At 66.3% G+C, this 24,409-nt stretch carries 21 protein-coding genes; 6 read left to right on the plus strand and 15 right to left on the minus strand.

Translation table 11 applies throughout. The annotated features are described in order from the left end of the window. Positions 1-76: 76 nt before the first annotated feature. Entirely contained in the window at positions 77-973 is an 897-nt protein-coding gene (locus AKL29_RS03770) for a sigma-70 family RNA polymerase sigma factor (RefSeq protein WP_050383178.1), read from the minus strand. Positions 974-1,008: 35 nt separating this feature from the next. After that, positions 1,009-1,317: a hypothetical protein gene (locus AKL29_RS03775; RefSeq protein WP_028333780.1), complete on the minus strand. Its 309-nt coding sequence runs from the start codon at positions 1,315-1,317 to the stop codon at positions 1,009-1,011. A 181-nt stretch (positions 1,318-1,498) separates the two neighbouring features. Here AKL29_RS03775 and AKL29_RS03780 point away from each other — a divergent pair, with 181 nt between their 5' ends. Both AKL29_RS03780 and AKL29_RS03785 read left to right on the plus strand, forming a co-directional pair. Beyond that, the gene (locus AKL29_RS03780; protein WP_050383179.1) at positions 1,499-2,905 is read left to right on the plus strand and encodes a DHA2 family efflux MFS transporter permease subunit; all 1,407 of its coding nucleotides are present in this window, start codon (positions 1,499-1,501) and stop codon (positions 2,903-2,905) included. 115 nt (positions 2,906-3,020) lie between these two features. Continuing rightward, positions 3,021-4,295, plus strand: a complete 1,275-nt coding sequence (locus AKL29_RS03785; RefSeq protein WP_028333782.1) for an NAD(P)/FAD-dependent oxidoreductase — start codon at positions 3,021-3,023, stop codon at positions 4,293-4,295. A gap of 58 nt (positions 4,296-4,353) precedes the next feature. Here the strand turns inward: AKL29_RS03785 and AKL29_RS03790 are convergent, their stop codons facing one another. Then, entirely contained in the window at positions 4,354-5,304 is a 951-nt protein-coding gene (locus AKL29_RS03790; protein WP_028333783.1) for an AraC-like ligand-binding domain-containing protein, read from the minus strand. A gap of 149 nt (positions 5,305-5,453) precedes the next feature. Between AKL29_RS03790 and AKL29_RS03795 the strand changes: the two genes are divergently transcribed. Continuing rightward, a complete protein-coding gene (locus tag AKL29_RS03795; protein ID WP_028333784.1) occupies positions 5,454-6,107 on the plus strand; it encodes an isochorismatase family protein in 654 nt (217 codons plus the stop codon). Between the two features lie 237 nt (positions 6,108-6,344). Here the strand turns inward: AKL29_RS03795 and AKL29_RS03800 are convergent, their stop codons facing one another. Continuing rightward, a complete protein-coding gene (locus AKL29_RS03800) occupies positions 6,345-7,571 on the minus strand; it encodes an ABC transporter substrate-binding protein (RefSeq protein ID WP_050383181.1) in 1,227 nt (408 codons plus the stop codon). Positions 7,572-7,625: 54 nt separating this feature from the next. After that, positions 7,626-8,828 (minus strand): cytochrome P450, encoded by a 1,203-nt coding sequence (locus AKL29_RS03805; RefSeq protein WP_050383182.1) that lies wholly within the window; start codon positions 8,826-8,828, stop codon positions 7,626-7,628. 82 nt (positions 8,829-8,910) lie between these two features. Here AKL29_RS03805 and AKL29_RS03810 point away from each other — a divergent pair, with 82 nt between their 5' ends. Continuing rightward, positions 8,911-9,435 carry a MarR family winged helix-turn-helix transcriptional regulator gene (locus AKL29_RS03810; RefSeq protein WP_050383183.1) on the plus strand — a complete coding sequence of 175 codons (525 nt, stop codon included), beginning with the start codon at positions 8,911-8,913 and terminating at the stop codon, positions 9,433-9,435. A 429-nt stretch (positions 9,436-9,864) separates the two neighbouring features. Here the strand turns inward: AKL29_RS03810 and AKL29_RS03815 are convergent, their stop codons facing one another. Then, the gene (locus tag AKL29_RS03815) at positions 9,865-11,724 is read right to left on the minus strand and encodes a feruloyl-CoA synthase (protein ID WP_050383200.1); all 1,860 of its coding nucleotides are present in this window, start codon (positions 11,722-11,724) and stop codon (positions 9,865-9,867) included. A 176-nt stretch (positions 11,725-11,900) separates the two neighbouring features. On the opposite strand from AKL29_RS03815, the gene AKL29_RS03820 reads away from it, so the two are divergent. Together AKL29_RS03820 and atzF are read left to right on the plus strand one after the other, a co-directional pair. After that, a complete protein-coding gene (locus tag AKL29_RS03820; protein WP_050383184.1) occupies positions 11,901-12,431 on the plus strand; it encodes a MarR family winged helix-turn-helix transcriptional regulator in 531 nt (176 codons plus the stop codon). A 194-nt stretch (positions 12,432-12,625) separates the two neighbouring features. Beyond that, complete coding sequence (gene atzF / locus AKL29_RS03825; RefSeq protein WP_050383186.1) at positions 12,626-14,455, plus strand: allophanate hydrolase; 1,830 nt, start codon at positions 12,626-12,628, stop codon at positions 14,453-14,455. A 52-nt stretch (positions 14,456-14,507) separates the two neighbouring features. On the opposite strand, the gene AKL29_RS03830 is transcribed toward atzF, so the two are convergent. The 9 genes from AKL29_RS03830 to AKL29_RS03870 form a co-directional block, all read right to left on the minus strand. Then, complete coding sequence (locus AKL29_RS03830; RefSeq protein ID WP_028333792.1) at positions 14,508-15,245, minus strand: GntR family transcriptional regulator; 738 nt, start codon at positions 15,243-15,245, stop codon at positions 14,508-14,510. A gap of 42 nt (positions 15,246-15,287) precedes the next feature. Then, a complete protein-coding gene (gene hpxZ / locus AKL29_RS03835) occupies positions 15,288-15,680 on the minus strand; it encodes an oxalurate catabolism protein HpxZ (RefSeq protein WP_050383187.1) in 393 nt (130 codons plus the stop codon). Between the two features lies 1 nt (position 15,681). Continuing rightward, positions 15,682-17,079, minus strand: a complete 1,398-nt coding sequence (locus AKL29_RS03840) for an AtzE family amidohydrolase (RefSeq protein ID WP_050383189.1) — start codon at positions 17,077-17,079, stop codon at positions 15,682-15,684. A 7-nt stretch (positions 17,080-17,086) separates the two neighbouring features. Next, positions 17,087-17,266 carry a DUF4089 domain-containing protein gene (locus tag AKL29_RS03845; protein WP_028333795.1) on the minus strand — a complete coding sequence of 60 codons (180 nt, stop codon included), beginning with the start codon at positions 17,264-17,266 and terminating at the stop codon, positions 17,087-17,089. Between the two features lie 69 nt (positions 17,267-17,335). Next, complete coding sequence (locus tag AKL29_RS03850) at positions 17,336-19,162, minus strand: dipeptide ABC transporter ATP-binding protein (RefSeq protein WP_050383191.1); 1,827 nt, start codon at positions 19,160-19,162, stop codon at positions 17,336-17,338. A gap of 324 nt (positions 19,163-19,486) precedes the next feature. After that, positions 19,487-20,386 (minus strand): ABC transporter permease, encoded by a 900-nt coding sequence (locus tag AKL29_RS03855; RefSeq protein WP_050383192.1) that lies wholly within the window; start codon positions 20,384-20,386, stop codon positions 19,487-19,489. Positions 20,387-20,389: 3 nt separating this feature from the next. Continuing rightward, positions 20,390-21,403 (minus strand): ABC transporter permease, encoded by a 1,014-nt coding sequence (locus tag AKL29_RS03860; protein WP_050383193.1) that lies wholly within the window; start codon positions 21,401-21,403, stop codon positions 20,390-20,392. 7 nt (positions 21,404-21,410) lie between these two features. Beyond that, positions 21,411-23,033, minus strand: coding sequence for an ABC transporter substrate-binding protein (locus AKL29_RS03865; RefSeq protein ID WP_050383195.1), 1,623 nt, complete (start codon positions 23,031-23,033; stop codon positions 21,411-21,413). Positions 23,034-23,280: 247 nt separating this feature from the next. Next, positions 23,281-24,228, minus strand: coding sequence for an aminoglycoside phosphotransferase family protein (locus tag AKL29_RS03870; RefSeq protein WP_050383197.1), 948 nt, complete (start codon positions 24,226-24,228; stop codon positions 23,281-23,283). Positions 24,229-24,409 lie beyond the last annotated feature (181 nt).

Consider the following 24,409-nt stretch of genomic DNA (forward strand, 5'->3'; position numbering starts at 1 on the left):
AACAGTTGCCGGCTTTCGCCGGGACGACACTGAGATTCTGGAACGATCACTGCGCCACGTGCGGAGGGGCGGCCACCTACCCTTGATCCACCACCCATTCGGCGCCGTCGATCGCATAGGACGCGTGGCGGAAATCCCTGATCGTCGCGACCTTGTCGGCCGACCAGTCGAGCAGCATGAACGATCGCGGCGGCGCGTCCAGAGCGGTCGGATCGAACACCAGGATCGCGGGGCGTCCCTCGACCTGTCCGGTCACCAGGTGCCAGTCGTCGATCTTCGAATAATTGCCGAAGTAGCGTGACACCTCGGCCTTGCCGTTCAGCCGCGTGCGGTTGACGAGCTCGAGCCTGATGTCATCGGCGATCATGGCGCGGATGGCGTCGAAGTCGCGGGCGTTGAAATGGCTGACATAGGCGTTGAGCCTGATGCGATCGGCCGGCGATAGGCCGGGCCGCGGCGCGTCGTCCGGCTCGGCGGCAAACTCGCGCAGTTGCGTGCGTCCACGGTGCAGCGCGGCTTTCACCGCGGGCAGGCTGAAATCCATGATGCCGCAGATCTCCTGCAGGGAGCAGCCGAGCACATCCATCAGGATCACGCTGGAACGCTGCGCCACCGGCAGGCGCATGAAGGTGCGCAGGCTGGTCGCGGCGATCTCGCGGCGGCCCAAATCATCGAGCTCTCCGGCCATCATGTCCACCTCCTCCGGCGCATGGAGCGCTTCCTGGCGGTTGCGCCGCCTGAGGAAATCGAGCGCGGTGTTGTGCGCGATCCGGAACAGCCAGGCTTGCGGATTCTGGATCGGCGCGGCGGACCCGAAGGCTTCCACCGCCTTGATCAGCGCATCCTGCAGCACATCCTCGCCGTCGATGACCGATCCGACCATGCGGGCGCAGTAGCGATGCAGCCTTGGCCGCATCGCCGCCAAAAGCGCGTCGACGTCGGTCGCGGCCGGCGCCTGGTGTGGTGACGTCATGATGGCTCCGCCAGATCGGTGCACTGCCCGCCGGTTCACGGCTCATCCAGCATACGATAATTCCCGACAATCACCGCACTTCGAACCAGCGGCGGCTCGGCGCAACGATCGCGGATGCCGTCCTGGAAGGCCTGGAACGCGGCCAGTTTCGGGATCGGGCTCGAGCCGTCCTCGGCGGCGGTCTCGACCATGTGGATGAAGGTATCGTCCTCCAGCCGCAGGGTCAGATAGCGCACGCCGTCCGGCCTGGCCGCCTTCAGCTCGGCGAACACCGCCGACACCAGCGCGGCATTCTTCTCCGCCATCTCCGGCTTCGCCTTGTACCTGATCAGGGTCCGTCTCATCGCAGCCTCCTTGGCCTGGTCCTGCGGCCTGAACCGGCCGCGTCAGACCCAAGGACGTTTGCAAACCGCCAAAGGATGCGGTCCGGCAAAAATAAATTTAGGCCGCATCCTTTGCCCGTCCCGGTTCGTCCTGGCCTGCGAAGCGCGCCGCAACCTCACGGCGCGGCAATGGAGAACGACCATGCAGACCCCTCGAGAGCGCGCCGAACAGCGCTGGGTGCTCGGCCTCACCGCGCTGGCATCCTTCATGATGGCGCTCGACGCCATGATCATGACCACGGCCTTCGCCACCATCCGCGCCGATTTCGGAAGCGCCGTGGAGACGTTGCAATGGACCGTCAACGCCTTCAACCTGACCTTCGCGGTGCTGCTCCTGACCGGCGCGGCGCTCGGCGACCGGTTCGGGCGGCGCAGGATGTTCGCGGCCGGGATCGGCCTGTTCGTCGTGGCGTCCGCCGCCTGCGCGCTGGCAGGCAACGCCGCGGCCCTGATCGCCGCCCGCGCCCTGCAAGGCGCAGGCGCGGCACTGGTGATGCCGCTGGCGATGGCGATCCTGAGCGGCGCCTTCGGCCGCGAGGAGCGCGCCCGGGCGCTCGGCATTTTCAGCGGCATCACCGGATGCGCGCTGATCATCGGTCCCGCGATCGGCGGCTTCATCACCGAGCATCTCGGCTGGCGCTGGATCTTCTGGATCAATTTGCCGATCGGCCTGGTCGCGATTGCCCTCGTGATCGCCCGCCTGCGCGAAAGTTTTGGGCCGCCGGCGCCGCTCGACATCGCCGGCCTCACGCTGGTCGCGCTCGCGGCGCTCACACTGGTCTGGGGCCTGCTGCGCGGCAATGGCGTCGGCTGGGCCAGCGCGGAAGTCTCGGGCGCGCTGATCGCCGGCGTCGCGCTGGCAGCGATGTTCGTGTTGTGGGAGCTGCGTGCGACAAGCCCGATGGTGCCGATGCGGCTGTTCGCGGTCAGGCCTTTTGCATCGGGCATGGCCGCAAGCGTGCTGTTCTACGCCGCGATGTATGGCGTGCTGTTCCTGCTGCCGCAGTTCCTGCAGATCGCGCTCGGCTTCGACGCCTTCGGCGCCGGGCTGCGTCTGCTGCCGTGGACGGCGACGCTGTTCGTCACCGCGCCGATCGCCGGCGCCGCAGTCAACCGGTTCGGCGAGCGCACGCTGGTCGTCACCGGCTTGCTGATGCAGGCGATCGGGCTCGGCTGGATCAGCGAGATCGTGAGCCCCGCAGTGCCCTATTCGGCTCTCGTCGCGCCGCTGGTGCTCGCCGGCGTCGGCGTGTCGATGGCGATGCCGGCCGCGCAGAACGCGGTGCTGGGCGCGGTCGCCGTCAGCGAGATGGGCAAGGCCTCTGGTATCTTCAACATGGGCCGCTTCCTCGGCGGCATGTTCGGCATCGCGGCGCTGGTGGCGAGTTTCTCCGCCAATGGCGCAGCCGATACATCCGGACATTTCACCAACGGCTTTGCGTCGGCGATGAGCCTTGCCGCAACGCTGTCGTTCGCCGGCGCGGTCGCGGGACTGTTCCTGCCGATGCGGCGGCGGGCCGTCGCCGCGGCCGCGCCACAGGATGCGTGAGGCTTGCGGCGATTGGGTTTTGCTATCGGGCGATCGGGCATTTCGTGTTGGAATGGAGCTGCGAATGAATACATAATCAAACGACGAAGCCGTTCGAAACCGAGAGCGACATCAGATGACGCAAGCGCCGGCCAAACCTCATCGCGTGGTGATCGTCGGCGCCGGCTTCGGCGGCCTGGAAACCGCCTTCGGTCTCGCAAAGGCGCCGGTCGAGATCACGCTGATCGACCGCCGCAACCACCATCTGTTCCAGCCGCTGCTCTATCAGGTCGCGACCGCTTCGCTTGCCACCAGCGAGATCGCCTGGCCGATCCGCTATCTCTTGCGCGACCGGCCCGAGGTGACGACGCTGTTCGCCAATGTGTGCGGCGTCGACGCCGCGGCGAAATGCGTCCAGCTCGACGACGGCGGCAGCATTCCCTACGACACGCTGGTCCTCGCCACCGGCGCCCGCCACGCCTATTTCGGCCATGACGAATGGGAGCCGTTCGCGCCGGGCCTGAAGACGCTGGAGGACGCGACCACGCTGCGGCGGCGCATCCTGGTCGCCTTCGAGCGCGCCGAGCGCGAGACCGATCCGGACAAGCGCGCGGCGCTGCTGACCTTCGTCATCATCGGCGCCGGGCCGACCGGTGTCGAGATGGCCGGCACCATCGCCGACCTCGCCAAGGACACGCTGCCGCAAGACTTCCGTCACATCGACACGCGCAAGGCACGCGTGGTGCTGATCGAGGCCGGCTCGCGCGTGCTGGCCGGCTTCCCCGACGATCTCTCGGCCTATGCGCAGGCGTCGCTGGAAAAACTCGGCGTTGAGGTGATGCTGGGCGAGCCGGTCACCGAATGCTCGGCCGACGGCGTGGTGTTCGGCGGCAAGAGGCTGGAGGCGCGCACCATCGTCTGGGCCGCCGGCGTGCGCGCCTCGCGCGCCGCCGAGTGGCTGAACGCGCCGGCCGATCGCGCCCATCGGCTGCAGGTCGAGCCGGATCTGACCGTGCCGGGCCATCCCGATGTCTTCGCCGTCGGCGATACCGTCACGATCAAGGACCCCGACGGCAATCCGGTGCCCGGCATCGCCCCGGCCGCCAAGCAGGAGGGGCGCTATGTCGCCGCGCTGATCAAGGCCCGGCTCGACGGCAAGACGCTGCCGCCGTTCCGCTACAAGCATGCCGGCAGCCTCGCCCAGATCGGCAAGAAGAAGGCGGTGATCGATTTCGGCTGGCTCAAGCTGCGCGGCTCATTGGCATGGTGGATCTGGGGCCTCGCCCACATCTACTTCCTGATCGGCGTGCGGCATCGGATTGCGGTGGCGATGAACTGGCTCTGGATCCACACCCGCGACCAGCGCGCCGCACGGCTGATCACGCAAGGCAGCAGCAAGGTCGCGCAGTAGGGGCTCGGCACTGCGCTATCCTGTTATCCGTCTTTGCCTCTCAGCGCTGTACGCATTGTCACCCCATCACCTGATGCGGCGAGCGGCCGAACGCGGCCTTGAAGGCGCGGCTGAAATGCGAGACGTCGCTGAAGCCGAAGCTCAGCGCGACATCGGTGACATGGTTGAAGCGCCGCTCGGCCAGCGCCTGATAGGCGCCGGCGAGGCGCTGCTGCCAGAGCCAGCGGATCGGCGTCGTGCCTTCGCGCGCGAACAGGCGATTGAGCGTGCGCGGCGCCATGTTCTGCGCCGTGGTGATCGCATCGAGATCGAGCCCGGGATCGTCGAGATTGGCCAGCATGTAGGCCTTGACCCGCGCCAGCCGTTCGTCGCCGCGCCGGGGCCCTTCGTCCGTCAGCTCGGTCTGCAGCGTGGTTGCGAAAATATCGAGCGCCGCCGCAGCAAGCCGTATCGCCGCAGGTCCGGCCGCGTCATCGAGCCGCGTCAGCCGGCGGATCAGCGATCCCGCCAGCGCTCCCACTTTCGACGCGTTGCCGACCCGCCGCGCCGTCAGGCGCTGCGCATCCGGCAGGCGCGCGAGCAGCAGCGGCCGCGGGATCGACACCATGATCGCGCGCGCGCTTGGGGCGAATTCGAGCGTGAACGGCTGCGCCTGGTCATGCAGCATCAGATCGCCCCGGCGCATGCGCACGTCGCGGCCGCCTTGCGCAAAGCCGACCTCGCCGCGCAGCGTGAGCCACAGCATGAAATAGTCGCGCGGATCCCTGCGGACGTCGCTCGCGCTGCGCGTCACCCGGATGCGGTCGGCGGCCGGCGTCGACGACCAGATGTCGTTGATGGCCAGCGGGCCGAGATTGCGTATCGAGATCGACGCGGCAAACGCCTCGTCGGCGACGCGACGGCATTCGGTCAGCGAAAATTCGCGGCAGGTGACGTGATGCCAGCGGTCGAAGCTGTCACCCGGCGCAACGAGCGTTTGCGCGACGACTGTGTGATCTGGGGTCTGCATCGGACCTTGCTCCCGCCCAACCCGGCAGCGGGATATTCTGCGTCCGGCCCTCCCTTCTGGCAAGCAGAGACCAGCGACTGGCCGGCGCAGCCAAGAACGATCGCGGGAACCGGCGTAGAAATCGTCTCTCACCCAGGAGGAGACACCACATGGGCTACCAATGCGAAATCATCGATCCGGCGCGAACCGTGATGATCGTCGTCGACATGCAGAACGATTTCGTGGCCGAGGGCGCCAAGCTGCGTTCGGCCCAGGCCGCCGCCACGGTGCCGCGGCTGGCGCAGACCCTGAAGGCCTGCCGCGACAAGGGCATCCGCGTCATCTACACCGCGCATGTGCATCGCCGCGACGGCAGCGACATGGGCCTCTATGACGATCTCTATTCGCCGATCGCCGACCGGTCGTCGCTGGTCGACGGCACCGAGGGCGTCGAGATCTTCAACGACCTCGCGCCCGCCCTCGGCGAGCACGTCATCAAGAAGCACCGCTACAGCGCGTTCTTCGCCACCGATCTCGATCTCATCCTGCGCGAATGGGGCATCACCACGGTGATCATCTCGGGGACCACGACCGAGAACTGCTGCCACGCCACCGCGCGCGACGCCATGTTCCACAATTACAAGGTCGTCTTCCTGTCGGACGCGACCGGCACGTTCGACTATCCCGATGTCGGCCAGGGCGCCTTGTCCGCCGAGGAGGTGCACCGCGCCACGCTGACGATCCTCGCATTCTCCACCGCGCATGTCATGACGGCGGCCGAGATGCTGGCGCGAGTGAAGGTGGCGAGCCCGAAGGCGGCGTAGCGAAGTTCGGTCTCAACGCAGTATAGCCCGCGGAGAAAACTCACCTCCTTCACCCTCCCCTGGAGGGGGAGGGTCGGATCGCAACGAGCGCAGCGACGTGCGATCCGGGGTGGGGTGATCTCTCAACACGGGCACTGTTCGACTGGATGGACCTTCACCCCACCTCGGTTCGCATTTCATGCGAACCGATCCTCCCCCTCCAGGGGAGGATGTGACCGCGCGCGGCAGCCACCCTCGTCACTTCACCAGTGAGCAGCCGCCATCGGCCAGCGGGCGGAATGCCTGATCGGCCGGGATAGTCGCGATCAGCTTGTAATAGTCGTAGGGGTACTTCGACTCCTCCGGCTTCTTCACCTCGAACAGATACATCGGGTGGATGACGCGGCCGTCCTGGCGGATCGTGGTGTCGCCGAACAGCTTGTCCTTGCCCTTGAAGGTCTTCATCTGCGGCACCACCGCCTTGGCGTCGTCGCTGCCGGTCGCGGCAACCGCGTTGAGATAGGCGAGCGTCGAGGCGTAAACGCCGGCTTGGTTGCCGCTCGGCATCTTGCCGTTCATGCCGGGACGCGCAGCGAAGCGCTTTGCGAACGCGCGGGTGTCGTCATTCATGTCCCAGTAGAAGGCTTCCAGCAGCTGCAGGCCCTGCGCCACCTTCAGGCCCATGCCGTGGATGTCGTTCACGAACAGCAGGAACGCCACCATGGTCTGGCCGCCCTGCTGAATGCCGAACTCGGCCGCCTGCTTCACCGCATTGATGGTGTCGCCGCCGGCATTGGCGAGCCCGATCACTTTTGCTTTCGAGCTCTGCGCCTGCAGCAGGAACGACGCGAAGTCCGACGTGCCGAGCGGATGCTTGCTCGAGCCCAAAACCTTGCCGCCGTGCTTCTCGATGTAGTTGGTCGCTTCGGCTTCAATGCCTTTGCCGAGCGCATAGTCGACGGTCACGAAATACCAATCCTTGCCGCCGCGCTGCATCATCGCAGCCGCGGTGGTGTTGCCGGTGGCCCAGGCGTCGTTAACCCATTGAATGGTGTTCGGCGAGCAGGCCTTGCCGGTGAGATCGGAGCTCGCGGTCGACGACGCCAGGAACGTCATCCGGCTATCGCGCAGGATGGTGTTGATGGCGAGCCCGACCGCCGAATTCGGCACGTCGACGATGGCATCGACGCCTTCGACATCGAGCCATTTGCGCGCGATCGCAGAGCCCACGTCGGCCTTGTTCTGGTGATCGGCATAGACGATCTCGACCTTGATGCCCTTGCCGCCACCATTGAAATCCTCCGCGGCCATGCGCGCGGCTTCCACCGAACCCATGCCGTTGGTGTCCTGGAAGATGCCGGAAATGTCGTTGAGCACGCCGACGCGGACCACGTCGCCGGAAATCTCCGCGCGTGCGCTGCCCGCGGCGCAGGCCAATGCCAGCGCAAGTCCAATCCTAAATCGCCCGACCCCGAAGCCCCTCATCGTCTCCCCTCCCATGTTTTCTCAATCGACCTTTTGCTGGTCTTGAGCGTTTCGTCAGGCCGGCGTGATCTCGACCGGCAGGCTGCTGAGCCCGCGCAGCGTGTTGTTGAAAAGGCGCTTCGGCTCGCCGGTGATATCGATCCTGGCGACACGACGCGCCAGCGCCGCCATCATCACCTCGCCTTCGAGGCGGGCGACGAGCTGGCCGACACACATATGGATGCCCGACCCGTAGCCGACGTGGCCCGACGTACGACGCGTGATGTCGTAGCTGTCGGGCGCTTCCCAGCGGCGCGGATCACGATTGGCCGCGGCCAGGAACATCAGCACCTTCTCGCCTTCAGGAATGCTGGCTCCACTGAGCTCGACGTCGCGCGTCGTGGTGCGGAAGAAAGTCTGGACCGGACTTTCGAACCGCACGGCTTCCTCGAAGGCGTTGCGCGCCAGCGTCGGATCGGCGCGCAACCTCTGGAACTGGTCGGGAAAGCGGGCGAGGCAGTAGACGGCGGCGCCGATGCCGTTGACGGTCGTGTCGAGACCGGCCGACAGCAACGAGCGCACCAGCAGCGGCGCTTCGGTCGCGGTAATGGCGCCGGTATCGACATGGGCGTGAATGCAGGCGCCGATGCCGCCCGGGGTGAGATTGTCGCGCTGGCATTGCTCGGCAACATAGGCCTGATGCGGCGCCGAGCGCTCGATCGCCTCCTTGCGGAGCTCGTTCGGCGGGCCGAACGCATTGAACACCAGACTGGCGTAGGGCAGCAGATGCTCGCGGCCCTCCGGCCTCAGGCCGAGCGCATCCGGGAAGATCGACAACGGATAGGCTTCCGCAAGGTCCGCGATCGCGTCGAAGCGGCGCTTCTCCAGCAGCGCGTCGAGACGGGCCTCCGCGGCGGCGGCAAATTGCCCGCGAAGCTGCTTCATCACGGTCGCCGACAACACCGTGCTCAGCACGGCGCGGGTCCGGGTATGGGCGGGCGGGTCGGCCTCCAGGATCAGGCTCGCCGGCCGCCACGGCTTCTCCTTGGAAAAGTCGCTGAGGCCGACGCCGCGGCTGGAGCAGAAGGTCGCGGGGTCGTTCAGCACCGCATGGACCTCGGCGTAGCGCGCCACGCCATAGACATTCCACTTGTCGAGATAGACCACGGGTGCGGCCTCGCGCAGCCGCTCATGGGTCGGGAATGGATCGGCGAAGAAGTCGAGCGCGAACGGATCGACGTCGAGATGCGGGACGGACGCAGCTTCTGTTGCAGTCATCGGGACCTCCCGAGGTTTGATCTTGTCAACACGGGCCGCATATCTATTGCTCCCGGACAGTTTCGCAGCGATGATTTGAGAGATGAGCAGCCAGCCCCTCCCCCGAAAGCCCCGCCGGCCGAGACCGGCCGATCCCGCAGACGCCAGTGACGGCCCGCTGCTGGACCTTGATCGCTATGTGCCGGCGTTCATCACCTTCATCGGCAACAAGCTGTCGAACAGCGCCACCGCGTTTTACCAGAAGAATTTCGGCGTCAACGTCACCGAGTGGCGGATTATCTCGCAACTGGCGATCGAGCCGGGCATTCCCGCTTCCCGGATCTGCCAGGTGATCGGCTTCGACAAGGGGCCGGTCAGCCGCAACCTCGCGGCATTGCAGAAGCGCGGCCTGCTGACCATCCGCACCGCGCCGGACGACGGCCGCACCCATTCGATCACGCTGACCGCGCGCGGCCGCGCCATCCACGACAAGGTCATCGTCGCGGCGCTGGAGCGCGAGCGGCGGCTGCTGTCGTGCCTGAAGAAGGACGAGCGCGAGGTGCTGATCGAGCTGCTGCGCCGGCTGCACGAGAATCTCGGCGCCGTGACCGGGCAAAGCACGACCTGACGGCGCGGCGGGACCACGGGCGGCGCGCTGCGCCCCCACGGTATTCGTCCGATCTTCCATGCGTGCCGTTCGCGCCGTGCTGCGCAACATTGTCCTCCCAAACGCCTGGCCGTTGACCGGCCCTGTCCCTGATTGGGGTGGAAACTCGCACAGCTTAGTTGCTCTGGCAACTAAAAAGGCGCGTGTGCGGCGCGGCGAGAGGAAGCAGCGGGGACCTGGCGGTTGGACAGCTGAAACTTGGATGATTCGTGCCACGACGCGGTGTCGTCTCGACCTCCGAGCCGGGACCCCACAAATGCTGATGATCGCATGTCGGCGGAACGACGAACTTTGTTCACAGTATCGGCCGCGGAGTATGGGTCCCTGCTTCCGCAGGGACGACCGCAGTCTATGCGGTGCGCCGCTGGCGGGTCACAGGCACAAATCGGCTCACAAGCCCGCGCAGCGGATCGTCTCATCCGACGCGTCATCCTCCAATACCGCCACCGCTGCGGCGCGGCGCGTCAGCACGGCGCGCTGGTTGATGTAGCCCTTATCGGTGATCTCCCCGCCGTCGACCGAGGCGGGCTCGGCCAGCAGCAGCGCACGGGTGGCATGGCCGGAGGAATGGCCGCCCTGCGCCTTCAGCGTCGCCAGCCCCCGCCCGATCGCGGAACGGACCGCCGGATGGCCGATCACCTCCCGCGCATCGGCGCTCTCGGGCAGGCCTGCCAGCGCGCGGCAGGCGGCGAGGTTCGGAAACACCAGGAAGCGCACCTCATCGCGGCCATGGCCGGTGACGACGATGTCCTGCGCGAGCGGCGCCAGCGCCGCGATGCCGGCGACGCGCAAAGTGCCGACGCTGACCCAGGTGCCGGAATTGAGCTTGAAATCCTCCGCCACGCGGCCGTCGAAGAACAGGCCGAGATCGGGCCGAGCGGGATCTGCGAAGGTGACGGCGTCGCCGATCTTGTAAAAGCCCTCGGCATCGAAAGCCTCTGCGGTCAGCTCGGACGCCTTCCAGTAGCCCGGCGTGACGTTGGGCCCGCGCACCCGCACCTCGAGCTTGTCGCCCGACGGCACCAGCTTGAGCTCGGTGCCGGGAATCGGCACGCCGATATTGCCGGAGCGTTTTGCCAGGAAGTGGCAATCGGTCGCGAGCGGCGAGGTCTCGGTCGAACCCCAGGCCGACACCATGGGCAACCGGCGGCCGACCGTCTGCAGCGACAGTTCCTCCAGCGCATCCCACAGATTCTGCGGCAGCGCCGCGCCGGCATAGAAGGCGAATTTGGTGCCCTCGAAGAATTTTTTCCGCAATTCGTCGTCGGTGCGCAGCGCCGCGATCAGCATGTCGAAGCCGCGCGGCACGTTGAAATAGACCGTCGGCACCACGCTGCGCAGGTTGGCCAGCGAGGCCGCGAACAGGCCGGGCGCCGGCTTGCCGCCGTCGATATAGAGCGTGCCGCCGTTGCGCAGCACCAGATTGAAATTGTGGTTGGCGCCGAAGGTGTGGCTCCAGGGCAGCCAGTCCAGGATGACCAGATCATCGCGCGCTTGCTCGAGGAACGTCCAGGTCTGCGCCTTGGCCTGCTGGCTCGAGGTCAGCATGCGCTGGGTGTTGATCACGGCCTTCGGCGTGCCTGTCGAGCCCGAGGTGAACAGGAATTTGGCGATCGTGTCCGCCGTCACCGCCGCGAACGCCTTCGCGACCCCGGGCGCTTCCGGCGCGGCAGCGACGGTACGGAACGGCAATGCGTCGGCATCGTCGGGATTACCGCTGACGATGGTTGCGCGATGCAGCGGCTTGATTGCGCCAAGCGCCGCCGCGAACGGCCTCGTGCCCGTGACGTAGATTGCGCCGGGATCGAGCAGCTCGATCATGCTCTTCAGCTTGTCGAAGTCTTTCGACATCAAGGAATAGGCCGGCGAGATCGCGGCCGAGGGCACGCCGACATGCTGCGCGGCAAGCGCAAACAACGCGTGATCGATGCCGTTGTCGGAGAGGATGACGAGCGGCCGTTCCGTGCTCAGCCCTTGCGCCAGCACCCACGATGCGGCCCGCCGCACGATGCCGAGCGCGTCGCGATAGCTGACGGTGCTCCAGGGCGCCTCGGCATTGGCGCGCTCGCCGAGAAAGATGCGATCCGGCGCCTGCCGCGCCCAATGCTCCAGCCAGTCGCCGACGCAGCGGGCGCCTTGCTTCAGCGGCGCGGTGGAGTGAACCAGGATGCTGCCGTCGTCGCGACTGATCGCAACGATCGCGGGCGTCGCGAACAGGCTGCTCGGATTGTCTCCGCTGGCGGCGGCCATCGTCATGGTTTCCTCCTCGCCCAAGTCTTGTCACCCGTGTCTTATCGGGATCGCGCTGCAACACGGTGCGGCGCCGCGGTCCCGGCCGGGCTCTTTGGCCATAATGTTGCGGACATCAATTGTTGTCGTCAACAACAATCTTTCCATCGCGACGATGCCGCGCTAGCCTTGCGGTCATGGCAGGCCAGGAAAAGACATCGCGCAAGGCGGCAGGAACGGCAGCGGCAGTCCGCCGCCCCCGGTCGCACAGAACAAATGGCGGGGCGCCCCGCGGCGAGGCCGGCGACGACATCGGCCTCGACGCGCTGGTCGGTCACGCCGGCTATGCGGTGCGGCGCTTCCAGCTCTGGATCTTTCAGGACTTCATCAAGACGCTGGCGACGGTCGATATCCGCCCAACCCAGTATTCGGTGATGACCGTGATCGGGGCCAATCCGGGCCTCAGCCAGATGGCGGTGGCAAAGCGGCTCGGGATCGAGCGCGCGCGGCTGGTGCATCTGCTCGACAGTCTGGAAGAACGCGACTTCGTCAGCCGCGTCCCCTCCGCGACCGACCGCCGCTCCCACGCGCTGCATTTGACGGCGCGCGGCAAGACCGCGCTGGCACAGTTCAAGCGGCTCGCCGCCGAGCATGAGCGGCATGTCGCCGAGAAGATCGGCAAGGAAAACCGCGAGCAACTGCTGCAGATCCTCGCCTGCTTCACCTGACCTCGCGACGAGATTTCGGCTTGACCGGATTTGCCTTTAAATTGGGCAGATACTCTCTCATACCGGCCTGCGTCCGTTCCCGACGAGCGTTTCAAGCGACTGATATTGTGCAATAATCCGTCTCGCGGCGGACGCGAGCGAATTGTACACAATGGCATATTGCTTGCTTCGGTCAGGCTGCGATTCCCTTGCGGATGGCGTCCGACGCCTCCCGCTCACGAGATGAGGCCAAGCACGTGACTGAAACTGTCGCCGCGATCGTCGCCGCGCACCGCGCCGGGACCATGACGCCGGCCCAAACCGTGGCGCGCAGCTACCAGCGCATCCGCGAGCACAATGACCCCGCCATCTTCATCAGCCTGCGCGACGAGAAGGATGCGCTTGCCGAGGCCGAGCGGCTCGCCAATCCGACATTGCCGCTTTACGGCGTGCCGGTCGCGGTGAAGGACAATATCGACGTCGCGGGACTGCCGACCACCGCCGCCTGCCCGGCGTTCTCCTATCTGCCCGCGCAGGATTCCACCGCGGTCGCGAAACTGCGCGCGGCCGGCGCCATCATCATCGGCAAGACCAATCTCGACCAGTTCGCCACCGGCCTGGTCGGCGTGCGCTCGCCCTACGGCATTCCCAAGAACCCGGTACGCGGCGATCTGGTGCCGGGCGGATCGAGCTCGGGCTCCGCGGTCGCGGTCTCCGCGGGCCTGGTGCCCCTAGCGCTCGGCACCGACACCGCGGGCAGCGGCCGTGTGCCGGCGATGCTCAACAACATCGTCGGGCTCAAGCCGAGCCTTGGGCTGATCTCGACCACCGGCGTCGTGCCGGCCTGCCGCACGCTCGACTGCGTCTCGATCTTCTCGCTCACCGTCGACGACGCGCTGGCGGCGCTCGCCGTCATGTCCGGGCCGGATCACTCCGATCCGTACTCACGCGACCGGCCGATGGCCCCGCTGGCGAGCTTTCCGGCGAAGCCAAAGCTCGGCGTTCCCCAAACCGGCCAGTTGAAATTCTTCGGCGATCATGAGGCCGAGAAGGCCTATGGCGAGGCGTGCAAGCGCTGGCAGGCGCTCGGCGCCGATCTCGTCGAGTTCGATCTCGCGCCGTTCTACGAGACCGCGCGGCTGCTTTATGAGGGCCCGTGGGTGGCGGAACGCTATCTCGTGATCCGCGACCTGCTCGCGTCGTCGCCCGAGGCGATCCATCCGGTGACGCGCGAGATCACCGTCGGCGGATCGCGCCCCACGGCCGCGGACACTTTTTCTGCGCTGTACCGCCTCGAGGCGCTGCGCCGCGTCGCCGAGCGCAGCCTTGCGCAACTCGATGCTATCGTACTGCCGACCGCCCCGACCGTCTATTCCACCGCTGACGTGCTCGCCGATCCGATCGAGCTCAACTCGCGGCTCGGCACCTACACCAATTTCGTCAACCTGCTCGACATGTGTGGCCTGGCGCTGCCGGCCGCGATGCGGCCCGACGGCGCGCCGTTCGGCATCACGCTGCTCGCGCCCGCCGGCCGCGACGCGGAGCTTGCGAGCATCGGCCGCGTGTTCCATGCCAACACCGGACTTACCCTCGGCGCCAAGTCGCTGCCACAACCGCCGCTCGCCGCCGTGCCAGCGCAGGCTGCATCCAGCGAGATCACGATCGCGGTGGTCGGCGCGCATCTTTCCGGCATGGCGCTGAACCACGAGCTGACGACGCTCGATGCGCGCCTGCTTGAAGAAGCGGTCACCGCACCGGACTACAAGCTCTACGCACTCGACACCACGCCGCCCAAACCCGGCATGCTGCGCATCGAGGCCGGTGCCGGCGCATCGATCAAGCTCGAGCTGTGGGCGATGTCACCGGCAGCATTCGGAAAGTTCGTCGCCGCGATCCCGCCGCCGCTGTCGATCGGTACGATCAGGCTCGCCGACGGACGGCAGGCCAAGGGCTTCATCGTCGAGCCGGCCGCGATCCATGACGCCAAGGATATTTCATCCTATGGCGGCTGGCGCGCATTCATGGCGGAGAAGGCGAAGGCATAACCGCCGCGGAAGTGCGTTACCTCGCCGCGCAAGCGGGCGAGGTAAGAAGAAGCTACACCGACACCGCGTAGGTTTCGTATTCCCCGCGCACCTGCTCGATATGGGCGCGCATCGCCGCGGCGGCGCCGATCTTGTCGCCGCGCATGATGGCGACGACGACGCGGTCGTGCTCGGCATGGGATTTTGCCAGACGCCCGAGGTTGCGGAACTGGGCGCGGCGGAACGGCTGCACGCGCACCCGCGTCGCCAGCGTGATCTCCGCGATATAGGCGTTCTGCGAGCCGGCATAGATCGCGTTGTGGAAGCGCTCATTGACCTCGTGGAACCGCTCGGGATTGCCGGTGTAGCTCAGCACCCGCAACTCCTCGTGGATCGCCTCCAGCGCGTGGCGCTCCGCCGGCGTCATCCGCTCGGCGGCGAGGCCGGCGCAGATCGCTTCCAGCTCGGCCATCGCCTCGAACATACCGGTGAGCCGTTCAAGCGAGGGCCGCGCCACCACGGCGCCGCGATGCGCGCGGGCATCGATCAGGCCGCTGGCGGCAAGCTGCCGCAGCGCTTCGCGCACCGGGGTGCGCGAGACCTTGAAGCGGCGCGCAAGGTCGGTCTCATCGAGCCCCGCGCCCGGCGGCAGCGTGCCGCGCACGATCTCGTCGGCAAGCTGCAGCCGCAGCTCTTCGGCACGGGTGACCTTGTCGACCAGCGACGACGGCCGATCGATGCGGCGCAGCGCCGGCTCGGACTCGGTGCCCGGCGGTTGCGGCGCGCGGGTCGGAAGATCGTCCAGGCTCATGGCTGAAGCGCCCTTTCAATCACCCTTGCAAAGCCCCCTTGTTCAGACGCTCTTGGGTTCGTCGATGACGCTGACATGGGCGGCGACGATTCTCCAGCCCTCGGGGAAACGAATCCACGTCTGCATCTGCCGCCCCACTCTACTCGGTGCGCTGTCCCGGTAGAACAGCGTCGAGGCGATCGCGGTGTCGCGGCCATAGGTCGTGATCACCGTCCGCTCGATTTTGCGCATCAGCCCGACCGGCGAGCGTCCGGCGCGAAACGCCATGATCTCGGCATAGCCATAGAGGTTCTCGCCAATGCCGTAACGCAGCGTACGGCGGTCGTCGTGGAAGAGCTCGTCGAGCACCGCGACGTCGTTCGACACCAGCGCCTTCTCGTAGCGCTCAAACTGCGCCGTGACCTCGGCGACCACATCAGGAAGATCGATTTCCATATCAGAGTCCTCTCGGCGCCGGCGCGGCCGCAACGCCCATCTGTTCCAGCGCATAGGCAACCCGCAGCGCCACGTCCTCGCGCCAGGGCGCCGCAATGATCTGCACGCCGATCGGCATCGGTTCAAGCGGCACTGGCACGGCGACCACCGGCAAGCCGATAAAGGAGATCGGCTGGGTGTGGATGCCGATATTGGCGCGCACCGGAAGCTCTACGCCGTCGAGCGTGAAACTGGCCTGACCGATCCTCGGCGCGGTGCACGGCGTCGCCGGCGCCAGGATCACATCGACCGACTGGAACAGCTCCAGCACCTTCGCGCGATACCAGCGGCGGAATTTTTGCGCCTTGTCGACATAGACCGCCGGAATCATCGCGCCCGCAATGAGACGGTCGCGCACCGCCGGATCGAAATCGTTGGGACGCTTGCGCAGGCGATCGAGATGCAGCGCGGCACCCTCGGTCGTGGTGATGATGTAGGCCGCAGCGCGGGCGCGTGCCGCTTCGGGAATCTCCACGGTCCGCGTGGCACCGAGCGCCTTCGCGACGCGCGCGACTGCCTCTGTCGCCTCCTGAAACAGGTTCTGCTGGAAATAGCCGCCGGCGATCGCAACTCGCAGCCCGCCAATATCATTGGCAAGCAACGGCAAGGTCGGCTCGACCGACTGCACAATGCAGGCGGGATCATCGGCATCAGGTCCCTGCATGGCATCATAGGCGAGCGCGAGATCCTTCACGCTGCGCGCCAGCGGGCCGAGATGATCGAGGCTGGCGACGAACGGATAGGACCGCGCGCGCGACAGCCTGCCATAGGTCGGCTTCAGGCCGAACGTGCCGCAGAATGACGACGGCACGCGGATCGAGCCGTTGGTATCGGAGCCGAGCGCGATCGGCACCAGCGCGCCGCCGACGGCGCTGCCGGAGCCGCCGGAGGAGCCGCCGGTCATCCGCGCCGGATCATGCGGATTGCGCGACGGGCCGTCATGCACGTTCTCGCCGGTGAAGTCGTAGGCGTATTCGCCCATGTTGAGTGCGCCGACCAGCACCGCACCGGCCGCTTCCATCCGCTCGATCAGCGTCGCGTCGCGCGGCGACGGCGGCAGATCGCGGTTGATCTTCGAGCCGGCGCGGGTCGGAAGACCCTGCACATCGAACAGGTTCTTCACTGCGAAGGGCACGCCGGCGAGCGGGCCGACCGGTTGACCGGCGGCGATCGCGGCATCGACCGCGCTGGCCCTGGCACGCGCGCGATCGGCGGTGACGTCGGTGAAGGCATTGAGCACCTTGTCATGCGCCGCGATCCGCGCCAGCGCAGCCTCGGTCGCAGCAAGAGCCGTGATCTTGCGGCTCGATACGGCCTGCGCGATCTCGGCGGCCGACATGGGAACGGGAGTTTCGGACATCGCCGTCTCAGGTCGAATAGACGGCGGCCGACACGACGTCGTCCGGCAGCGGGAAGTCATCGACCAGCCGAGCCAGCCGCAGCGAGACCTCGAGATTGGCGCGCACCGCCGGACGCCAGGCGTCCTCCAGCGGCAACGCCATCGCGCGGGCAACGGCGTTCATATAGTCGTCGAGATGATCGGTCATTTCGCTCCCAATAACGATTTTGCGCATGATCCATTCGGAAAACCGGTCCCCACTTTTCCGGATCATGTGTCAAGACGCCGGCAGAGGCGGATGCGGAATCGCCGTCAGCAGCTCCCTTGTATAGGCATCCTGCGGATTGCCCAAGACGTGTTCGGATGCACCCTGCTCCACGATGCGGCCGGCGCGCATCACGATGACGCGATCGCACAGCAGGCGCACGACGTTGAGGTCGTGCGACACGAACAAATAGCTCATGCCCATCGACTGCTTGAGGTCCTGCAGCAAATTGAGCACCACCGCCTGCACCGAGACGTCAAGTGCCGCGGTCGGCTCGTCGAGGATCACGAGCTTCGGGTGCAGCGCGATGGCGCGTGCGATGCCGACGCGGGCCTTCTGGCCGCCGGAGAGCTGGTGCGGGAAGCGGTCCAACAGATTGACCGGCAAGCCGACCAGCCGCGCGAGCTCCTCGCAGCGGGCGCGGAGCGCGTCACGCCCCCTGATGTCGCCGAGTTGCATGATCGGGTCCGCGATCGCGCGCGCCGCGGTGAAGCGCGGATTGAGGCTATCGGTCGGATCCTGAAACACCATCTGGATCTGGCTGCGCCGCGGCAGCCGCGCGAACGACTGCGGTGCGATGCCGCCGACGTCCTCGCCGTCGAACATGATGCGGCCGGAGGTCTGATCCAGCAGCCGCATCACCATCATCGACGTCGTCGACTTGCCGCAACCGGATTCGCCGACCAGCCCGACGCTCTCGCCATGATCGATCGAGAAGCTGATGCCGTCGACCGCGCGGAAGGTCTCTTCCTCGACCGGCGGCTTGCGCCCGAACAGTTTTGCCAGCATCCCGCCCGCGCCCTGGCGCGGATATTCCTTCACGAGCTTTTCGACTGATAGGAGGGGCTCTATCGGCCCCCTCTCCTCGTTCTTTACGGGGAAAGGGTTGGGGTGAGGGGCCGGATCCGCGGGCACGACCCGCGGAGAGCCCCCCTCACCCGCCACGCTCTGGCGCGCAAGTGCGCTGCCGAGCGTGTCGGCCTCTCCCCGCACGCGGGGAGAGGCGAGAGGATCCTCCTCCGGCAACAGATCCCGTAGCGACACCCCGAGCCGCGGCGTCGCACGCATCAGCTTCCTGGTGTAGGCGTGCCGGGGCGCGGCGAAGATGTCGGCGGATTTGGCGGTCTCGACCACACGGCCCTTCTCCATCACCACGACGCGGTCGCAATAGGCGGCGGCAAGGCCGAGGTCATGCGTGATCAGGATCGTCGACATCGATCGGCGCCGGGTCAGCTCGACGATCAGATCCATCACCGCCTTCTGGGTGGTGACGTCGAGCCCGGTGGTCGGCTCGTCGGCAATCAGAAGCTGCGGATTGCAGGCCAGCGCCAGCGCGATGACGACGCGCTGGCACATGCCGCCGGACAGCTCGAACGGATAGGCGTGGTAGCGCTCGCGTGCGCGCGCGATCTTGACCTGCTCCAGCGCCTCGATCGCCTTCTCGCCGCGATCGGTGACCTGCGCCTGCTGCACATGCTGGCGCAGCACATCCTCGATCTGGTGCCCGACCTTGCGGATCGGATTGAGCGCGGCGCGCGGGTTCTGGAAGATCATCGAGACTTCGCGGCCGCGCAGATCGCGCATCTGGCTCTCGGTCGCCGCCTTGACGTCGATGCCGGAAAACCTCACCGAGCCGTCGGCGATCCGGCCGGCGCGATCGAGGATGCGCATCACGGCATAGGAGGTCACCGACTTGCCGGAGCCGGACTCGCCGACAATGCCGACGGTCTCGCCCTTGCCGACCGATATGTCGACGTGCTGCACCGCCTTGACGATGCCGCGACGCGTCGTGAACTCGACCGTGAGATCTTTGACGTCGAGCAAAGGCTGGGCGGTCATGCGCACTCCTCCTCGTGGGGTGCGTCATCCAAAAATCCGCAAAACAACCCCATGCAAAGCAGTGGAGCAGTAACATGATACCGGACCGGGACAGGCATCATGTTCTCCGCTGACGCGCTTTGTTTCCTCTCCCCGTTCTTACGGGGTCGAGACGAGCGAAGCTCGCTCTTAGAGGGCTAGGGTGAGGGGCCTCTAGCAGCGAACTCAACTGGCCGAGGAGTTCGCGGAGACTCCCCCTCACCCGGATCGCATTCCATGCGATCCGGCCTCTCCCCGCAGGCGGGGCGAGGCGAAGGAAGAGGTGGCACAGGCTGGAGATCATCGTCATGTCCTCCGCTGCGGATCGACGATGTCGCGCAGGCCGTCGCCGAGCAGGTTGAAGCAGAACACCGCGATCATCAGCGCAAGGCCCGGGAACAGCGCGATCCACCATTCGCCCGACACCATGAAGCCCGCGCCCTCGGCGACCATGATGCCCCACTCGGCGGTCGGCGGCCGGACGCCGAGCCCGATGAAGGACAGGCCCGCGGCGTTGAGGATCGCGTAACCCATGGTCAGCGACATCTGCACGATCATGATCGGCATGATGTTGGGCAGGATGTGCCCGAGCAGGATGCGGTATTCGCCATTGCCCGAGAGACGCGCCGCCTGCACGAAGCCGGCGTTGCGGCGGACGTTTGCTTCAGCGCGTGCGACGCGGGCATAGAGCGGGAAGTTCACGATCGCGGTGGCGATGATGATGTTCTGCACGGTGTTGCCGAGCGCCGCGACGATGCCCATCGCCAGCACGAACAGCGGAAACGCCATGATGGTGTCGGCGATGCGGCCGACGATGCGGTCGGTCCAGCCGCCGAAATAGCCGGCGGCGATGCCGGCCAGCCCGCCCATCAGGAACACCAGCACGACGGAGGCGACCGCGATGAAGGTGTCGAGCCGCGTCGCGACAATGACGCGGCTGAAGATGTCGCGGCCGAGCTGATCGGTGCCGAACCAGTGCGCGGCGGACGGCGGCTTCAACGCTGCCGCGGTGTCGGAGGCGAGCGGGTCGTACGGCACCATATAGGGCCCGAACAGCGCGGCAAACAGGATCAGGACCAGCAGCGCGAAGGCAAATCCGGTGACCTTGTTTTCGCTCAAGACGTAGCGGGTCTGTTCCAACGCCGCGGCAAGCCCCGACGTGCGGGCGGGACCTGCGGGTTCGACGGTTGGAGCTACGGTGCTCATGCTCTAGCCCTCCAGCCTGACGCGGGGATCGATCACGCCGTAGAGGATGTCGATCATCAGATTGAGCAGCACGTACATGACCGCCATGGTCAGCACGAAGCCCTGCACCGGCGCGAAGTCGGACGCGATCAGCGCCTCGACCGCGTAGGAGCCGATGCCGGGCCAGGCGAACACCTTCTCCACCAGCACATTGGCGCCCAGCAGGAACGAGAACACCATGCTGAGCGTGGTGATGACCGGCAGCATCGCGTTGCGGAAGGCGTAGGTGACGATCACCTTGTCGGGCGACAGGCCGCTGGCGCGCGCGGTGCGGACGAAGTCGGACGCCAGCACCGCCAGCATCGAGGCGCGCGTCATCCGCGCGATCGGCGCCAGCGAGAAGATCGCGAGCGTCACCGCCGGCAGGATCAATTGGCTGAGCGCAGAACGAAACGCCTCGAAGTCCCGCGCGATCAGCGCGTCGACGAGATAGAAGCCGGTGACCGTCGGCGGCGCGCTGGTGAACACGTCGAGCCGGCCGAGCGGCGCCGGCGACCAGCCGAGCCGGAAATAGAACACATAGACCAGCACGAGCCCGGTGAAGAACACCGGCAGCGACACGCCGGCCGTGGTGGTGACGCGGCAGAGATGGTCGATCCAGGAGCCCGGCCGCGTCGCCGCCAGCACGCCGAGCGGGATCGCGATCACGATGGAGACGACAAGGCCGAGCAGAGTGAGCTCGGCCGACGCCGGCAGGCGGCTGCGCAGTTCGGCCGCCACCGGCTGGCCCGTGGTGAGCGATGAGCCGAGATCGCCGTGGGCGAGATCGGTGCTGTAGCGCACGAACTGCTCGATCAGCGGCTTGTCGAAGCCGAGCTTCTTCCGGATCTGGTCGACCGCCTCCTTGGTGGCCGCGGGGCCAGCAAAATACGCCGCGGGATCACCCGGCAGCGCACGCGTCAAAAGGAACGTCACGATCACGACCCCGATCAGCGAGGGGATCGCGAACAGCAACCGCTTGCCGATCATCGCAAGCATGAGCGCCTCACCCCTTCGCCATCGCGCGGTAGTCGAGGCGGCGGTGGAACCAGTATTCGTAGCCCGTCACGTTCTTCTGCATCGCGACGTTGACGAAGGGCTGATAGAGCGGGATGCGCGGGATGTCGGCGAACGCGAGATCGACGAAGCCCGTGACGTCGGCGTCGTAGGCCGCGGTGTCGCCATTCGCGGCGGCGATGCGTGCACCGTCGATGAGCTTGTCCATCTCCGGCGACTTGTAGCTCATCGTGTTGAAGATCGAATTGTTGCCGTGATAGCACCAGTAGAAGAAGTACTCGGGGTAATCGAGCCAGCCCGAGAACACGTTGGTGAACAGGGGCATTTCCTTCTTGGTGAGCTCGGTGCGCCAATTGGCGCCGGGCACCTTGTTGATCGTGGTCTTGATGCCGAGCTGCGCGAGGCTCTCCTGCACCAGCACGCAGAGCGGCTCGTTGACTCCGGCGAAGTTCAGGTCGAACGAGATCGTGGTCTCGAAACCGTTGGCGTAGCCGGCCTCAGCGAGCAGCGCCTTGGCCTTCTCCATGTCGGTGTAATATTTGGTCGGCTGCGGCCAGGCGACCTCGGTCGGCTTGTCCTTTGCCGCGCCGAACATCGGGTTGGCGAGGCCGAACAGCACCGCATCCATGATCTTCTGATACGGCATCGCGTAGGCCATCGCCTGCCGTACCTTGGGATTGTCGAACGGCGGCTTGGTCACGTTCATGCCGATATACTGGATGCCGTTGGAGAACGGCAGCGAGACCACGTTGAGCTTGCCGTTCGCCTTCATCTCCTGGAAATCCTTGAACGGCAGCTCATAGGAGATGTCGGCGTCGCCGCGCTCGAGCAGCGCGCGACGGTTGCCGGCCTGCGGCACCATGCGCCAGATCACGCGCTTGATCTTCGGCAGCGGGCCCGAGACCCACTCGTCGTTGCGTTCCATGACGACTTCGGTGCCGGCGGTCCATTTGGTCACCTTGTAGGCGCCGGAGCCCGCGGTCTGCTGCTTGGTGAATTCGAGGCCCCACGGATCCTTCTCGCTGGCGTTCTTCTTCACCAGCTCGGAGTTGACGACGCAGGGCACGATGACAGCGAGGTCGGGGATCGTCAGCTTGTCCTTCTTCAGGAAGTCGACGCGCACCGTATAATCGTCGACGATGACGAACTGCTCGGGCTTGGTCAGCGAGCCCGCGCTCATCTGGAAGGTCGGGAAGCCGCCGACGCTGACGGCACGGTCGAGCGACCATTTGACGTCCTTGGCCGTCACCGGCGTGCCGTCGTGGAATTTGGCGTTCTTGCGCAGCTTGAAGGTGACCGACATGTCGCCGATGTTGAAGTCCTCGGCGAGCTCGGGCTTGAACTTGTCGCGGTCGTAATAGGGCACGCCGCCAGGGCCGCTCTTCATCTCGTGGCTGATCAGGCGGTCGTAGCAATTCCACGACACCTCGTAGCCCGGCACGTTGGTGCCGACGCCATGGATGTCGAGATTGTTGGGGCCGCCTTCGGAGACGATCAGCAGCGTCTCGGAGCGCGCATCGGCCTTGGCCGGCGACCAGATCGCGGGTGCGGTCGGCGCCAACGCCCCCGCTGCCAGTCCGGACACCGATTTGAGGAAGTCGCGACGCTTCATGTGATGCTCCAACGCCTTTGAGAATGGCCTTGGAACTCGGATCGCAAGGATTGTGCCAACCCTTAACGAAACCTTATGTCCTGCTAATGCCTTGCTGGGGCGAAAGAAAACGCCAACCGGTATCGCGATCGGACAAAATCTCAGATCGCCGATTGCATACAAAGGCAGGCCATATGCTCAATAGATGAGCAAGAAATGGCTTCTGCTTGCTTTGTGGCCGGCAATGAAGGCCGCGCGCTGAAGCGCGCTAATCCGGCCAGATCAGCTCCTGCAGTTGCACGAGATCATCGACCCGGTCCGGCCAGCCCGCGATGCAGATGTGCCGGAGCGGATCGCTGGCGGAGTGCAGCATCAGGAGTGCCATCAGCCGCCGCTTCAGGGTGAACGTCACCTCGGTGCGCGGGATGCCGAAGCCATCGAACAGGCTGCGCACAAGCCGCGGATGCCCGGCGGCCATGAAGGCGCTGGGACCGAGCAGGTCGTACTCGTCCCACCCCGTCCGGACGTCGCCGAAGTCGAACAGGCCGGCAACGTGCCAGCCGTCGGCCCGGCGCCCGAGCAGAAAGTTCTCCGGAATGTATTCGCCGGTCAGGATCACCGGCGGCGCGTGCATCGGGATCAGCTCAGTGGCGTCACGCAGCAGATCGTCGAGCGAGGTGAGGAACTTCGCCGGCAGGCCGAGCCGTTCGTGCCGCGCCCGGCACTGCGCGATCTGCCCGCGCATGAAGGCCTCCCAGCGCGGCTCGATCGCGAGCAAGCCGCCGGGCGGCACGCGCTGCACCTCGGCGATCACGGCCCCGATCTCGGCGAGCACGCGCTCGCGCTCGGCTTCCGACAACGATGGCCAGACCTCCGAGCCGACGGTGCCGGACAGGCGGGTGATGACGAGATAAGGCCAGCCGTCACGCTCGCCCTGCGCGACAAGATCAGGAATCGGAATGCCGAGCCGTCCGCGCAACTCGGCAAGCGCGCCGCGCTCGGACACGAATTGCGGGCGCAGAAACGGGGGGAAGAGTTTGAGGATCAGGCCATCGTCCAGCCCGACCACCAGATTGGTGCCGGTCGAGAACACGTGCGGCGCGAAGCACGACAGCCCGTGGCCGTCAGCAATATCGCGCGCGACCGGCAGCCAGCGCGACGTGTCGCCGCGCCAGGCGCGGTAGCTGTCGTAGTCGGTGAGGAGAGGAAGCGGCATTCGCGATGTCATCGTAGCCCGGATGCAGCGCAGCGCAATCCGGGATTCTGCGCCACCTAAAAGACCGGCCCCGGATTTCGCTTCGCTTCATCCGAGCTACGAACTCTTCTCCTTCCCCCTGAAAGGGGGAAGGTCGGGATGGGGGTCTGCCACAGGCGTGATCGCTCGTGGAGAGAGCAGA

It is taken from the genome of Bradyrhizobium pachyrhizi (genome assembly GCF_001189245.1).
GTDB classification, from domain to species: Bacteria; Pseudomonadota; Alphaproteobacteria; order Rhizobiales; family Xanthobacteraceae; genus Bradyrhizobium; species Bradyrhizobium pachyrhizi.